The following is a 14664-nucleotide window of genomic DNA, read 5'->3' on the forward strand; positions in this document are numbered from 1 at the left end:
GGTATTGGTTTAACAGGCTAAATGTCGGTCTGTCTGGTTATATCTCAAAGTAAAACTTTATAAGAGGTAACCAGGGTGCCTAACGATTATCATGTTTTTTTGGCGTAACAAACTAAAACTCCGATTTTTATCGTTATTCTTGCAAAAATTTTAAATCGTTTTTAGAAATGAATAAAAGATTGTTTCTGGCAACTCTAGGGCTGTTTTTGAGTTGGTCAACCTTTGCTCAGCATTCATCTGCCACCGGTATTAAGTTTGAAGAGAAAACTTCATGGAAAGAAATAATTAAAAAGGCCAAAGCAGAGAAAAAGCTAATTTTTATGGATGCCTACACTACCTGGTGTGGCCCATGCAAGGCGCTTCAGGTAAAAGTATTTCCCGATAAGCAATTGGGCGAATTCTTTAACCAGAACTTTGTTAATGTAGCTATGGATATGGAAGAAGGCGAGGGCGTAAAGTTGTCTGGCATATATGATGTACAGGCCTACCCAACCTTGTTTTTTATTGACCCTAACAACGGGAAAGTGGTGCAGTCGGTTTTAGGATATACCGAAGCCCCCCAGTTGCTGAATACGGCAAAGCGTGCCGCTGCTAAAAGAAAAGTATAATAGCAGGCTGATGCCGGTTTTGTAAGATATGAACGAAAAAGAGGGGCGGATGTTCCTCTTTTTCGTTCACAGGCAATCGGGTTTTACTGTTTTTGCAGTAGAGCCATATAAAAGCCGTCATACCCCTCTTTGGCAGGTGAAGTGCGCTGCTCGCCAATGAGCTCAAAACCTGTATGGGTGGCCAGAAACTGCTGCACCTGCGCTTCGCTTTCAGAGGGCAGTAAACTACAGGTGGCATAAACCATTTTGCCGCCAGGTTTCAGCATTTTTGAGTAGTTACTTATAATTTCGGTCTGGGTTTTTCTGATGTTATCCAGAAACTCAGGCTTTAGTTTCCACTTCGCGTCGGGGTTACGTCTTAAAACACCCAGGCCAGAACACGGCACATCTAATAGCAGTCTGTCGGCGCTTTCTTTCAGCCTTTTAATGGTTTTAGCCTCTATCAGTTTAGTCTCTACATTACCAATACCATTGCGGCGGGCACGTCTTTGAAGTTCCTGCAGCTTATAATCTTCTACATCCATGGCAATAATGCGGCCTTTGTTTTCCATCAGCGTAGCCAGATGCAATGTTTTGCCTCCTGCACCGGCGCAGGCGTCTATAACACGCATACCCGGCTGAACATCCAGAAACGGCGCTATTAACTGGCTGCCGGCATCCTGCACTTCAAAGAGGCCGTTCTTAAAGGCCTCGGTGGCAAATACATTGGCTCTGCGTTTCAATACCAATGCATCATGGGCATCAGGCAGGGTTTCTGTTTCAATACCAGCCTCGTTGAGTTTCTTTTGTAGTTCAGCTACACTGGTTTTTAAGGTATTGGTGCGTAACACTACCGGAGCCTGGTGATTCATGGCTTGCAGTTCGGCGTTCCATTGTTCGCCCAATTCTTTTTCACCGGTTTCATCAATCCAGTCCGGCACTGATTCTTTTATTTTTCTGGTGTGCTGGGCTTCTTCATAACGGGCTGTAATATTTTTTAGATTCAGACCAGCAAATTCCTGCCAGTCGGGTAGTTTATCTCCCTGCAACACGCGCCAGGCGCCGAATATCTGCCAGAATTGAGCCGCCTCTGTAACTTTAGAGCCAGAGAGCTGAGTTACAAATTTCAGTAACCGCCACCAGCGTACAATCTCATAAGTGTTTTCGGCAATAAAGGCTCTGTCGCGGCTGCCCCATTTTTTGTTAGATTTCAGCACATATTCAATTACCTTGTCGGCCTGCCGGTTTTCAATAAAAATTTGTTGCAGCGCGTAAACGATGGCTTCAACCAATACTCTATGGTATTTCATTAATCAATATCTGTTTATAAAAAGCACAAAGTTCAGGCTTTTTTGTGGGATGCGGAAATACAGGGGTGTATTTTTCGAAGGCGTTCAGTTTTCAACATAAATACTGGTTCTGGTAAAAACCTTGTTCAGAAGGCCGTAGCCAGAGTAAAGTACCCTAATTACATGCTGATGGGGCGGTATTTAATGCCAAAAATCAGCAAATAAAGAAAAATTTCAAATAATACAAACATTTGTGCAATAAGAATTTGTTATTTAAGTTAATATTTTATAACTTCGCACCCTATTTAGCGATACTCTCTTTAAAAACGCTTATCATTCATGAGATTTTTGTCCGATACACAACTTGTTTCACGTAGGGCAGTTGAACAGGGGCAATTATTTTCTTCACTACGAAATATATATTTTCAGCTGGTTTTATAAGCATAAGTACCTCACTCTCAAGAGTCTGTCATAAGCTTGTTGCTATTATGAAACAGCATGTAGTTTAAAAAATTATAAACTTAAAACTTTCAAAGCCTTGAGTCTTACAGTAACCGGTAGAAAAAGTTTTGCAACGGTTTTTCCTGCTATTGATTATCCTGATTTTCTGGATGTGCAGGTAAGATCGTTTCAGGATTTCTTCCAGATTGACACACCAGCCGAAAGCCGCAAAAAAGAAGGGCTTTACAATGTGTTTGCTGAAAACTTCCCAATCGCCGATTCACGCGAGAACTACGTATTGGAGTTTGTTGATTATACAATTGACCCACCGAAATATTCGGTAGATGAGTGTATCGACAGAGGTCTTACTTACGCAGTTCCTTTAAAAGCGAAATTACGTTTGATTTGTAATGACGCCGATAACGAGGATTTCGAGACGATTGAGCAGGAAGTATTCCTGGGCAACATTCCTTATATGAACGAAAGAGGTTCTTTCGTTATCAACGGTGCCGAGCGCGTTATCGTTTCTCAGCTGCACCGTTCTCCGGGTGTATTCTTCTCTATGAGCAAGCATACAAACGGAACCAAGCTTTACTCTGCCCGTGTGATTCCGATGAAAGGTTCATGGATAGAGTTCTCTACAGATGTAAACAACGTTATGTATGCTTACATTGACCGTAAGAAGAAATTCCCGGTTACTACACTTCTTCGTGCCATCGGGTTTGGTTCTGATAAAGAAATCCTGAACCTGTTTGGTCTTTCAGAAGAAATTCCGGGTTCAAAAGAAGCCCTTACCAAAGCTATCGGCCGTCGCTTAGCAGCACGTGTTCTGAGAACCTGGACTGAGGACTTTGTTGACGAGGATACAGGTGAGGTGGTATCAATTGACCGTAACGAAGTGATTTTAGAACGTGACTCTATCATTTCGGAAGGTGACATTGATATTATCCTGAGCACAGAGCAGAAGTCGGTTATTTTACACCGCGAAGACGCCAACGTTTCAGAATTCAACATTATTTATAACACTTTGCAACGCGATAGCTCAAACTCTGAAAAAGAGGCCGTTGAGCAAATTTATCGCCAGTTGCGTAACACGGAAGCTCCTGATGAGGCCACTGCCCGTGAGATTATCCAGGGCTTGTTCTTCTCTGACAAACGTTATGATTTAGGAGAGGTAGGTCGTTACCGTGTAAACACAAAACTGAACCTGACAACTCCATTGGAAACAGGGGTGCTAACCACTGAAGATATTGTTGAGATTGTTAAGTTCTTAATCAGCCTTATTAACTCTAAGGCGGTTGTCGATGATATCGACCACCTTTCGAATCGTCGTGTGCGTACAGTAGGCGAGCAGCTTTATGCCCAGTTTGGCGTAGGTCTGGCGCGTATGGCACGTACCATCAAAGAACGTATGAACGTTCGTGATAACGAAGATTTCAAACCTGTTGATTTGATTAATGCCCGTACGCTTTCGTCGGTTATTAACTCATTCTTCGGTACCAACCAGCTGTCGCAGTTTATGGACCAAACCAACCCACTGGCCGAGATTACGCACAAACGTCGTATGTCTGCCCTTGGGCCGGGAGGTTTGAGCCGCGAGCGTGCCGGTTTCGAGGTTCGTGACGTTCACTATACCCACTATGGTCGTTTGTGTACCATCGAAACGCCAGAGGGGCCGAACATCGGTCTTATTTCATCGCTTTGTACGTATGCCAAAATCAACAGCATGGGCTTCATTGAAACCCCATACCTGAAAATTGAGAATGGTAAACTTACCAGCGAACTGATATATCTGACAGCCGAAGAAGAAGATGGTAAAAACATAGCCATGGCTACGGCCGATGTAGATAAAGAGGGTAACTTCCTGGTTGATACCTTGAAATGTCGTTATGAGGGTGACTTCCCGATGAAGACTCCTGATTCAATTGACTACATGGACATTGCCTCTAACCAGATTGTATCGGTTGCTGCATCGTTGATTCCGTTTATTGAACACGATGACGCCAACCGTGCCCTGATGGGTTCAAACATGCAACGCCAGGCAGTGCCATTGTTACGCCCTGAAGCGCCAATTGTAGGTACAGGTCTTGAAGGCCGCCTGGCTCGTGACTCACGTACCCTTGTAGTAGCAGAAGAAGATGGTGTGATTGAGTTTGTGGATGCTAACATGATTAAGGTACGTTATAACTGGACCAAAGAACAAAATCTGGTTAGTTTCGATACCAACGTTACCACCTACGAATTGATTAAGCATCGTCGTACCAACCAGGATACCTGTATCAACATCCGTCCGATTGTATTAAAAGGACAGGAAGTGAAAAAAGGTCAGATTCTGGTAGAAGGATATGCTACTCAGGGTGGAGAACTTGCATTGGGTCGTAACCTGTTGGTTGCTTTCATGCCTTGGCAGGGATACAACTTTGAGGATGCCATCGTAATTTCTGAAAGAGTTGTACGTGAAGATATCTTTACTTCTATCCATATTGAAGAATATGAACTGGAAGTACGTGACACCAAACGTGGTGAAGAGGAGCTAACAGCTGAGATACCGAACGTTTCGGAAGAAACCGTTAAAAACCTTGACGAAAACGGTATTGTACGCATTGGTACAAGAGTAAAAGAAGGAGATATCCTGATTGGTAAGATTACACCAAAGGGTGAGTCTGACCCAACACCTGAAGAAAAACTTTTACGTGCCATCTTTGGCGACAAAGCCGGCGACGTGAAAGATGCTTCGAAGAAAGCGCCACCATCAATGGACGGTGTGATTATTGATACAAAATTATTCTCTCGCCCAAGTAAAGAAGAACGTTCGAAACACAAAGACGAGCTGAAAGCCCTGATGAAAAAACACAGCAGAGCTTTGATTGAATTGCGTGACAGAATGCTTGATAAAATCGTAGAATTGCTTGACGGCAAAACTTCGGCAGGCGTGAAACATAAATTCGGTGATGAGCTGATATCGAAAGGCGTGAAATTCAACCGTTCGAATATTGCCAACAACTTGTTCCCGGATAAAAACAATTATGTTGACGAAAGCCAGTATAACGTGCCTGAAGAGGTTAACCTTTTGGGAGACGTGATTCTGGATGGTTGGACAGATGAGTTAGACACCAACAAACTGGTAGTAGCGCTTTGTAAAAACTACCTGGCTCGCCGTAGCGAGGTAATCGGCCGTTTCAAACGTGAAAGATTCGTTCTTGAAGTAGGTGATGAGCTACCGGCAGGTATCGTGAAGCTTGCTAAAGTTTACATTGCTAAAAAACGTAAACTAAAAGTGGGTGATAAAATGGCGGGTCGCCACGGAAACAAAGGGGTTGTTGCCAGAATTGTGCGTGACGAAGACATGCCATTCCTGGAAGACGGCACAACAATGGATATCGTGCTGAACCCACTTGGGGTACCTTCTCGTATGAACATCGGTCAGCTTTATGAAGTTGTACTGGGTCTTGCGGGTCGTAAGTTAGGTCGTAAATATGCTACACCAATCTTTGACGGCGCTACTGAGCAACAGGTTTCGGCAGAGTTGTCAGAAGCGGGGCTTCCTCCGTTTGGTCGTTCGCAGCTATACAACGGTCTTTCGGGTGAGCCATTCGATCAGAAAGTTACGGTAGGTATCATGTACATGATGAAACTGGGCCACTTGGTTGATGATAAAATGCACGCCCGTTCTATCGGACCATACTCTCTTATTACACAACAACCGCTGGGTGGTAAAGCACAGTTTGGTGGTCAGCGTTTCGGAGAGATGGAGGTGTGGGCGCTTGAGGCCTTTGGTGCGTCTCATATCCTGCAGGAGATTCTGACAGTTAAGTCTGACGACGTGGTGGGCCGTGCGAAAGCATACGAGGCTATCGTTAAAGGAGAAAACCTTCCGAAAGCCAACATCCCAGAGTCATTTAACGTATTAGTGCACGAGCTGAGAGGCCTTGCACTTGAAATTACCCTGCAATAAGCAATATTACCTGCGTGTTTCTTTCGGGAAACACGCATCAGATTTTAAAAAATCATTTTCACATCAATCATAAGGAAAATGTCTTTAAAGAAAAATAAAAAACTTAACAGCGACTTCAACAGCATAACCATCAGCTTGGCTTCACCTGAGTCAATCCTGGAAAGCTCGTTTGGAGAAGTTACACAGCCGGAAACTATCAACTATCGTACATACAAACCCGAAATGGGTGGGTTGTTTTGCGAGCGTATTTTCGGACCTGTGAAAGACTGGGAGTGTCATTGTGGTAAATATAAGCGTATTCGTTACAAAGGCATTATCTGCGACCGTTGTGGTGTAGAGGTAACCGAAAAGAAAGTGCGCCGCGAGCGCATGGGGCACATCGAACTTGTAGTACCTGTGGCGCATATCTGGTACTTCCGCAGTTTACCTAACAAAATCGGGTATTTGTTAGGAATGTCGTCTAAGAAGCTTGACCAAATTATTTATTATGAACGCTACGTGGTTGTTCAGCCGGGAATCAAGGCAGAAGATGGTATCTCTGCCAACGACTTCCTGACTGAAGAAGAATATCTTGACATTGTTGATAAACTGCCAAGAGAAAACCAGATGCTTGACGATAAAGACCCGAACAAATTTATCGCCAAAATGGGTGCGGAGGCATTAGAAATGATGCTTTCTCGTATCAAGCTGGATGAATTGTCTTATGACTTACGCCACGCCGCCGCTACTGATACTTCTCAACAACGTAAAGCTGAGGCTTTGAAACGTCTGAAAGTAGTAGAGGCATTGCGTGACGCCAATACACGTATTGAAAACAAACCAGAGTGGATGGTTATCCGTATGGTGCCGGTTATTCCACCAGAATTGCGTCCGCTTGTACCTCTTGATGGTGGTCGTTTCGCAACTTCTGACCTGAATGACCTTTATCGCCGTGTGATTATCCGTAACAACCGTTTGAAACGTCTGTTGGAAATCAAAGCGCCAGAGGTAATCTTGCGTAACGAAAAACGTATGTTGCAAGAGGCTGTCGATTCACTATTTGACAACTCTCGTAAAGTAAACGCCGTTCGTTCTGAAGGTAACCGTGCTTTGAAATCACTTTCAGATATGTTGAAAGGTAAACAAGGCCGTTTCCGCCAGAACCTTTTAGGTAAACGTGTTGACTACTCGGGTCGTTCGGTAATTGTGGTAGGTCCGGAATTGAAACTACATGAGTGCGGTTTGCCAAAAGATATGGCAGCAGAGCTGTTTAAACCGTTTATTATCAGAAAACTGATTGAACGCGGAATCGTGAAAACAGTGAAATCTGCCAAGAAAATTGTTGACAGAAAAGATGCCGTAGTTTGGGATATTCTTGAAAACGTATTGAAAGGCCACCCGGTTCTGCTAAACCGTGCCCCTACGCTTCACCGTTTGGGTATTCAGGCTTTCCAGCCTAAATTGGTAGAGGGTAAGGCTATCCAGTTGCACCCATTAGTTTGTACGGCCTTCAACGCCGACTTTGACGGTGACCAGATGGCGGTACACGTGCCGCTTGGCCAGGAAGCCATCATGGAGGCATCTATCCTGATGCTGGCTTCGCACAACATCCTGAACCCTGCCAATGGTGCACCAATTACGGTACCATCGCAAGACATGGTGTTGGGTCTGTACTACGTAACTAAAGGACGTGTTTCTTCTGCTGATGATCCGGTTCCTGGTGATGGAATGACATTCTATTCTCCTGAAGAGGTAATCATTGCCTTGAACGAAGGTAGAATCTCTAAACACGCACACATTAAATGCCGTGTGAAAGTGAAAGATGAAAACGGCCAGTTGGTATTGAAAATAGTAAATACAGTGGCAGGTCGTATTCTGTTCAACCAGTGTGTGCCTGAAGAAGTAGGTTATCTTGACGAATTGTTGACCAAGAAAAAACTTCAACAGCTGATTGGTCGCGTATTTAAAGAAGCCGGATATGCCCGTACAGCAAAATTCCTTGATGATATTAAAGAACTGGGTTATCAGACGGCCTTCAGAGGTGGTTTGTCAATCGGTTTGGATAACATCATTATACCGGAAGAAAAAACAAAATTGATCACCGATGCCAAAGCAGAAGTAGAAGAGGTACAAAACAACTATATGTTTGGTATCATTACCGAGCGTGAGCGTTACAACCAGATTATTGATATCTGGGGCCGTGTAAACACACGTATCCGTGAGGTATTGTTGAGACAATTAGAAGCAGACCAGAAAGGTTTCAACCCAATCTATATGATGATGCACTCTGGTGCACGTGGTTCGCAAGAGCAGGTGCGTCAGTTGGGCGGTATGCGTGGATTGATGGCGAAACCACAGAAAAATATTCAGGGTTCAGTAGGTGAAATCATCGAGAACCCGATTTTGTCAAACTTCAAAGAAGGCCTTGACGTACTAGAGTACTTTATCTCTACCCATGGTGCCCGTAAAGGTTTGGCCGATACAGCCTTGAAAACAGCCGATGCGGGTTATCTGACACGTCGTTTGCATGACGTAGCTCAGGACGTGGTAGTAAACGAAGTAGACTGCGGTACACTACGCGGTATTCAGGTTTCTGCATTGAAAGACAACGAAGATATCGTTGAGCCGTTATCAGAACGTATTCTGGGTCGTACATCAGTTTATGATATCATTGACCCACTTACCAAAAAACTGATTATCAAGTCAGGTGAGGAAATTACTGAAGAAATTGCTGCTGAAATTGACGAAACAGCCATTGAAACAGTAGAGATTCGTTCGGCATTGACTTGCGAAACGCAAACAGGTGTGTGTTCGAAATGTTACGGACGTAACCTGGCAACCGGCCGTATGGCCGACATCGGTGAAGCTGTGGGTGTTATTGCCTCGCAGTCAATCGGTGAGCCTGGTACACAGCTTACACTTCGTACGTTCCACACAGGGGGTACTGCCCAGAACGTTGCCTCTGATGCCAGCATCAAAGCCAAATTCGGTGGGGTTGTTCAACTGGAAGAGATGCGTACCGTACAATCGTCTGACCGTGAAGGTAACGAAATTACCATCGTGTTGGGTCGTCGTGGTGAAATCCGTATCGTTGAAGAAGGTACCAACAACATCCTGATTACCAATAACGTACCTTACGGTGCCACGCTTGAAGTAAAAGATGGCGATGTTGTGAAGAAAGGTGACCCGCTTTGTCACTGGGATCAGTTCAATGCCGTTATTCTTTCTGAGTTGGATGGTACCATTGAGTACGAAGCCATCGAAGAAAATATTACCTTTAAAGAAGAGGCTGACGAACAGACCGGTTTCCGTGATAAGGTTATTATTGAGTCGAAAGACCGTTCTAAAAACCCGGCCATTATTATCAGAACCGCCAGCGGCGAAGACGAAAAAGCATATAACTTACCTGTAATGGCACGTTTGACTGTAGAAAACGGTCAGGCTATCAAAGCAGGTCAGGTTCTGGCCAAGATTCCTCGCGCTATTAATATGAACCGCGACATCACCGGTGGTTTGCCTCGTGTAACCGAGTTATTTGAGGCACGTAACCCATCGAACCCTGCCGTTGTTTCTGAGATTGACGGTATCGTTCAGTACGGTAATGTTAAACGTGGTAACCGTGAGATTTTTGTAGAAGCAAAAGACGGTGTTAAAATGAAATACATGGTGCCTCTGTCGAAACTGATTCTGGTACAGGATGGTGACTTCGTTTTAGCTGGTGACCCACTATCTGATGGCGCCATTACTCCGGCTGATATTCTACGTATCAAAGGGCCTACCGCCGTTCAGGAATACCTCGTTAACGAAGTACAGGCCGTTTATCGCCAGCAAGGTGTGAAGATTTCAGACAAGCACATTGAGGTTATTGTACGTCAGATGATGCAAAAAGTTGAAATCGTTGATTCAGGAGATACTTTGTTCCTTGAATACCAGATGGTAGATAAATGGGTGGTTCGTTTAGCGAACGACAAAATTATGGACAAAAAAGTAGTAATGGATGCCGGTGCTTCTGACAAGTTTAAGCCTGGTCAGATTATCACCGCCCGCGAAATGCGTGATGAAAACAGCCGTTTAAAACGTGCTGACCTTGCGCAGATTCAGGTGCGTGATGCCATGCCGGCCGTTTCTCGTCCTACCTTGCAAGGTATCACTACTGCTTCGTTAGGTACAGAGTCATTCATTTCTGCGGCATCGTTCCAGGAAACCACCAAAGTATTGTCAGAGGCTGCTGTAAGAGGTAAGCGCGATATGCTTGAAGGTTTGAAAGAAAACGTTATCGTAGGTCACCTGATTCCTGCCGGAACTGGTAACCGTAAATACCAGAACATTCTGGTTGGTAGCAAAGCTGAACTGGAAGCCGCCGCTGAAAAGCGTCGCTCTCAGGAAGCTGCGAAACAACGCAGAGAATATGTGTAAATAATACAGTGATTTAAGTCTTTGAATCACGTAATGATAAGAACTCCTCCCTGCCTTTTGGTGGGGAGGAGTTTGTTTTTTATTGGGGTTATTAACGTATTCAGCATTACCTTAAGTTGGTAGTTTTATTTTTTTTGTAGGAACAAAATCTACAACAAATGGGGTATTATTACCTTTTTGGGCTAGTAAAAAGGTAGATAAAAGGTGTGGAATGTTTTCTTTATAGTTAATACAGAGCCTGACAGGCTCCGTAACTAATTTTCACATAAACCAATAAAAGCATGAAAACTATATCATTGTTATTAGTGTCTGCTTTCATTTCATTTGCGACACTTGCGCAGCAGTCAGACGCAAGAAAGGTGTCAGTTGGCGGCGCAGAGATGAGTTCTTATAAGAATGTGGTGACAAATCTGGAGAATTCGAGAGACCATACCAAGTTTATTTCGGCGGTTAAAGCGGTATGGTTATCCAATGCGCTGCAAGGGCCAGGGCCATTTACTGTTTTAGCGCCTACAAATGACGCTTTTGCCAGAATTGCTTCAAGACAATCTAAATCGGCGCTAAACAAGGTTTTGATGTACCACGTAATAGATGGTATCTGGGATTCAAACAGTATAAGAGCCGCCTTGAATGGAAACGGTGGTTCGGTATCAGTAAAGACTATGCAAGGTGGGTATCTGAAGTTTACAACCAGCGGAGATAACATAGTTGTTACTGACGAAAGCGGCGCAATGGCATCTATTACATCTAAGCCAATATACCAGAGTAACGGTATAACCTATGTGGTAGATTCAATACTGATGCCTTCTGAAAGCAAAATGGTAGTAAGTGGGCAATAAGAAAATCAGCGGGTTAATATATAAAGCAGTAAAAGGTTATTCAGATAATCTTTTGCTGTTTTTGTTTTAGAAGAGGTTGAGTTGCTCTTGTTTTGGCAGGCTGCCTTCATGGCGAAGAAGCCATTCTTTACGCCATAAATCTCCGCCATAGCCCACCAGTGTTTTATCAGAACCTATTACCCGGTGGCAGGGTAAGATGATAGTTAAAGGATTGTTGCCATTGGCTACGCCTACAGCTCTGATAGCCTTTTCATTACCCAACCGACGTGATAGCTCAAGATAGGAGATGGTCTTGCCATAGGGGATGCTTTTGAGTGTTTCCCAGACCAGTTTCTGGAAGTCGGTTCCTCCGGGTAATAGTGGCAAATCAAAGTCTTTTAATTCTCCCTTAAAATAGGCATCCAATTGCCTGATACATTCATCAATAATGGGTGAATTTTCGAGCGTTTCCTGCAATTGTCGGCTGGGTTTTTTCTGTGCTTCCCGAAAAAGAACATGGGTAAGGTGTGTATCGGTAGCTATAAGTTCCAGGGCTCCCAGCGGAGATTCATAGTGTTTGATATAGGTCATACAGGGCTGGATTTTAATAAAGAATACGCTCTCAATTATTTACAAATTTTTAATAAATTGGGGCTTTAAAACAAATGAAGTCACTAAAACTTAGTGACTTCATTATAATAATCTTATTTAAGACAAAAGGCTTAAAAGATAATATCAGAGTTGAATTAAAAAAGGATTCAATCTCTAATAATTAAATCTTTTTATTTTTAAGAGAGTTACTCTAATAATATGCGAATAGTTTCTTTAGGTTTGTCTTTTAATTGTGAATTATTTATGACTAAATAATAAGTACCTCTTTTAAGATTTTTTACGTCTAATTCAATTTTATTATTGCTTATTGTTTTCGCAGCATATAATTCGGAAAGAATAACTGAAATAACAGGTGCAGACGAATTCTCACTGAATAATTCTAACTTATCATTAAGATTTTTAATTTCTTTAGGACTTTCAAATTCAATAAATAAAATATCTGTGGTTGGATTGGGATAAACATTGAGTCGAAAACAACTCGATACTTCAAACGGATAATACCTATCTATAGTACCACAAGCATTAGTTTTATTTGCTTTAACAACAAAGTCACCAGCTGTACTTCCTGCTGAAATAGTGGCGCTGGAACTATTACTTGTGACTACATAACCGCTAGCACTGTAATTTTGTACTGTCCAAGTTATAGATTGAACACCAGGGCCGGATGAATTCATACTATACCATGTATATAAACAACCATAATTTGTATCATAAGGATTTACAGGGCTCCCATCTTTATTTACATTAATCTCCCCTGTGTTTAGACAAGATTCAAGTCCACCAGTCAAATTTGTTCTTATTTCAGATATAGAAGCCGATGCAAATGTCGTTGTGCCAGTAATACTAGATTCCATTAAAGTAGATGGGGTTGTAGCGCTAACATGACCGGCACCCAAGATGTGACCTAATTCATGGGCGAGAGCTTGATAATCATATAAAGGATTAGCAATCATACCATAAGCATTTGAAGTACACATTGAATTTTGAATTGCAACACCAATATACGAACCAGTGAAACTTCTTTTAGAAAAAAGTATAGCGCAATCTCTCCTGACTTGTTCAAATTAGGTCAGCAAGTTAATTTTTCTTAGGATTTCCATGATTACTGGGTTTAGATTTGCCTTTATTTTTATTTCTTTTCCTGTAATCTTGTTTTTTAGCCTTGCCGTTGTTATCCTTTTACATTCATGGATACATTTGCGGATGGATTTGTTTGTTTGAAGTTCTATGTGCTTGGATATAACCAGTGCTGTAAAGCAAATTAACAGATGTAGCTTGATAGGTTCTTCTTTGTAGTGAAATATGGGTCTTGTCTGTAAATCGCTTTTAGCTATTCGGAAAGCCTGTTCTATTCTGAACAATTCGTGATAACGTTCTATGATGGTATCATTGCTGAGAAGGCTTTCTTCTATATTGGTATAATAGCCTTTGATTCCCAGAATCTTTTGTGTTTTATCAATTAGTTTCTGGTTGAGTGCTATAATTTCTTCTTTCGTGGTGGTGAACTTTAGCTTTTTGTTTTTGGAGGGGTTTTCGATGATGTATTTAGCATTTTCTATTTGCTTTTCCATTTCATACTTATCCTTACGATACCTGACTGTGGAGTAGCTGCAAACCAAATATCCTTTGTCTGTTTTGATGCGGATGCTTTTGCCATCTTCACGCAAAATACTTTTGTCTATTGCCTCTATCAACTCATGGGAAAGATTACCTAATCTGGCTCCTACAATGTAGCTGATGTCATTTTCTCTTAGCGCCTCAATGTTTTCGGTACTAATCATTGCCGCATCAGCCACTACTGTAAAGTTTTTTACCTTATTTTTAAGGATGAAACTTTTTACAACGGGAATGATGGTATGCCCCTCGAAAGTATTGCCAGCAAAGACTTCGTAAGCTATCGGAAATCCCTCTTTACTGACCATTAGTGCCACTAAAATTTGTGGTTGTTGGAATTTATTATCTTTAGAAAATCCATTCTTACGCAATTCATCTTCTTCAAAAGTCTCAAAGTACAAGGTAGTGACATCATAAAACAATAAGTCATAATTAAAGGCATAATGCTTCCTGGCAAATGCGAGAGCAATGCCCTCGGCTTTCGACTTTAGTTTAAGCCACTCAGGAGCAGTCTTATAATAATTTTGTCTGCGATGTTTGATACCAAAATATTCCTCCAGAAGCGCAATAGAACGAAGTTTAGAGGCCGGTTCCATTATCCGCATAATGACCAAATCCAGAAGCAGAGTATTGTTTAGCTTGTCAAAACCGATGGCAAGGATAATTTTGGATAGTACATCATAAAGAAAAGTATAATGAACCCCGATAAATTCGGTTTGTCTGATATAAAATACATTGCCTGCTTGCTGGTCTTCAAAGAGAAAAAGTTGTTTAGAGATTTTTTCAATAAAATCATTAGCAAGAACAAGTAGGTCAGATTTCTCCTGCTCGTTACGAGCAGTGCCGATGTGGCGAACAATGACTCGCTTCCTGTTTTCAATCTTATAAACCTGGATAGAAACCGAACTTTCTGAATATTTTATTTGCCTGATTTTATACATTTTGACCCATTA

At 42.3% G+C, this 14664-nt stretch carries 8 protein-coding genes; 4 read left to right on the forward strand and 4 right to left on the reverse strand.

Annotation, left to right across the window (positions count from 1 at the left end):
• The first annotated feature begins 167 nt into the window (after nt 1-167).
• Nucleotides 168-608 (forward strand): thioredoxin domain-containing protein, encoded by a 441-nt coding sequence (locus tag MB380_RS01285; protein ID WP_253532365.1) that lies wholly within the window; start codon nt 168-170, stop codon nt 606-608.
• A gap of 83 nt (nt 609-691) precedes the next feature.
• On the opposite strand, the gene MB380_RS01290 is transcribed toward MB380_RS01285, so the two are convergent.
• Nucleotides 692-1897, reverse strand: a complete 1206-nt coding sequence (locus MB380_RS01290; protein WP_253532367.1) for an RsmB/NOP family class I SAM-dependent RNA methyltransferase — start codon at nt 1895-1897, stop codon at nt 692-694.
• A gap of 517 nt (nt 1898-2414) precedes the next feature.
• Between MB380_RS01290 and rpoB the strand changes: the two genes are divergently transcribed.
• The 3 genes from rpoB to MB380_RS01305 all read left to right on the forward strand — a co-directional run bounded on the left by rpoB (nt 2415) and on the right by MB380_RS01305 (nt 11506).
• Nucleotides 2415-6272 (forward strand): DNA-directed RNA polymerase subunit beta, encoded by a 3858-nt coding sequence (rpoB, locus tag MB380_RS01295; RefSeq protein ID WP_253532368.1) that lies wholly within the window; start codon nt 2415-2417, stop codon nt 6270-6272.
• A gap of 78 nt (nt 6273-6350) precedes the next feature.
• Nucleotides 6351-10667, forward strand: coding sequence for a DNA-directed RNA polymerase subunit beta' (gene rpoC, locus MB380_RS01300; RefSeq protein WP_253532370.1), 4317 nt, complete (start codon nt 6351-6353; stop codon nt 10665-10667).
• A 281-nt stretch (nt 10668-10948) separates the two neighbouring features.
• Nucleotides 10949-11506: a fasciclin domain-containing protein gene (locus MB380_RS01305; RefSeq protein ID WP_253532372.1), complete on the forward strand. Its 558-nt coding sequence runs from the start codon at nt 10949-10951 to the stop codon at nt 11504-11506.
• A 66-nt stretch (nt 11507-11572) separates the two neighbouring features.
• Here the strand turns inward: MB380_RS01305 and MB380_RS01310 are convergent, their stop codons facing one another.
• From MB380_RS01310 to MB380_RS01320, 3 genes are all read right to left on the reverse strand, one after another.
• Nucleotides 11573-12076, reverse strand: a complete 504-nt coding sequence (locus MB380_RS01310; protein WP_253532381.1) for a methylated-DNA--[protein]-cysteine S-methyltransferase — start codon at nt 12074-12076, stop codon at nt 11573-11575.
• A gap of 206 nt (nt 12077-12282) precedes the next feature.
• Nucleotides 12283-13134, reverse strand: a complete 852-nt coding sequence (locus MB380_RS01315) for a T9SS type A sorting domain-containing protein (protein ID WP_310587380.1) — start codon at nt 13132-13134, stop codon at nt 12283-12285.
• 27 nt (nt 13135-13161) lie between these two features.
• Nucleotides 13162-14652 (reverse strand): IS1634 family transposase, encoded by a 1491-nt coding sequence (locus tag MB380_RS01320; protein ID WP_253530585.1) that lies wholly within the window; start codon nt 14650-14652, stop codon nt 13162-13164.
• Nucleotides 14653-14664: the final 12 nt, after the last annotated feature.

Origin of the sequence: Emticicia sp. 21SJ11W-3 (assembly GCF_024138715.1) — a bacterium.
Taxonomy (GTDB): domain Bacteria; phylum Bacteroidota; class Bacteroidia; order Cytophagales; family Spirosomataceae; genus Emticicia; species Emticicia fluvialis.

What these genes read in the sequence shown, in the direction of transcription:
- rpoC (WP_253532370.1), top strand. Translation starts at nt 6,351, where the DNA reads ATGTCTTTAAAGAAAAATAAAAAACTTAACAGCGACTTCAACAGCATA.
- MB380_RS01285 (WP_253532365.1), top strand. Translation starts at nt 168, where the DNA reads ATGAATAAAAGATTGTTTCTGGCAACTCTAGGGCTGTTTTTGAGTTGG.
- MB380_RS01310 (WP_253532381.1), bottom strand. Translation starts at nt 12,076, where the DNA reads ATGACCTATATCAAACACTATGAATCTCCGCTGGGAGCCCTGGAACTT.
- MB380_RS01290 (WP_253532367.1), bottom strand. Translation starts at nt 1,897, where the DNA reads ATGAAATACCATAGAGTATTGGTTGAAGCCATCGTTTACGCGCTGCAA.
- MB380_RS01305 (WP_253532372.1), top strand. Translation starts at nt 10,949, where the DNA reads ATGAAAACTATATCATTGTTATTAGTGTCTGCTTTCATTTCATTTGCG.
- MB380_RS01320 (WP_253530585.1), bottom strand. Translation starts at nt 14,652, where the DNA reads ATGTATAAAATCAGGCAAATAAAATATTCAGAAAGTTCGGTTTCTATC.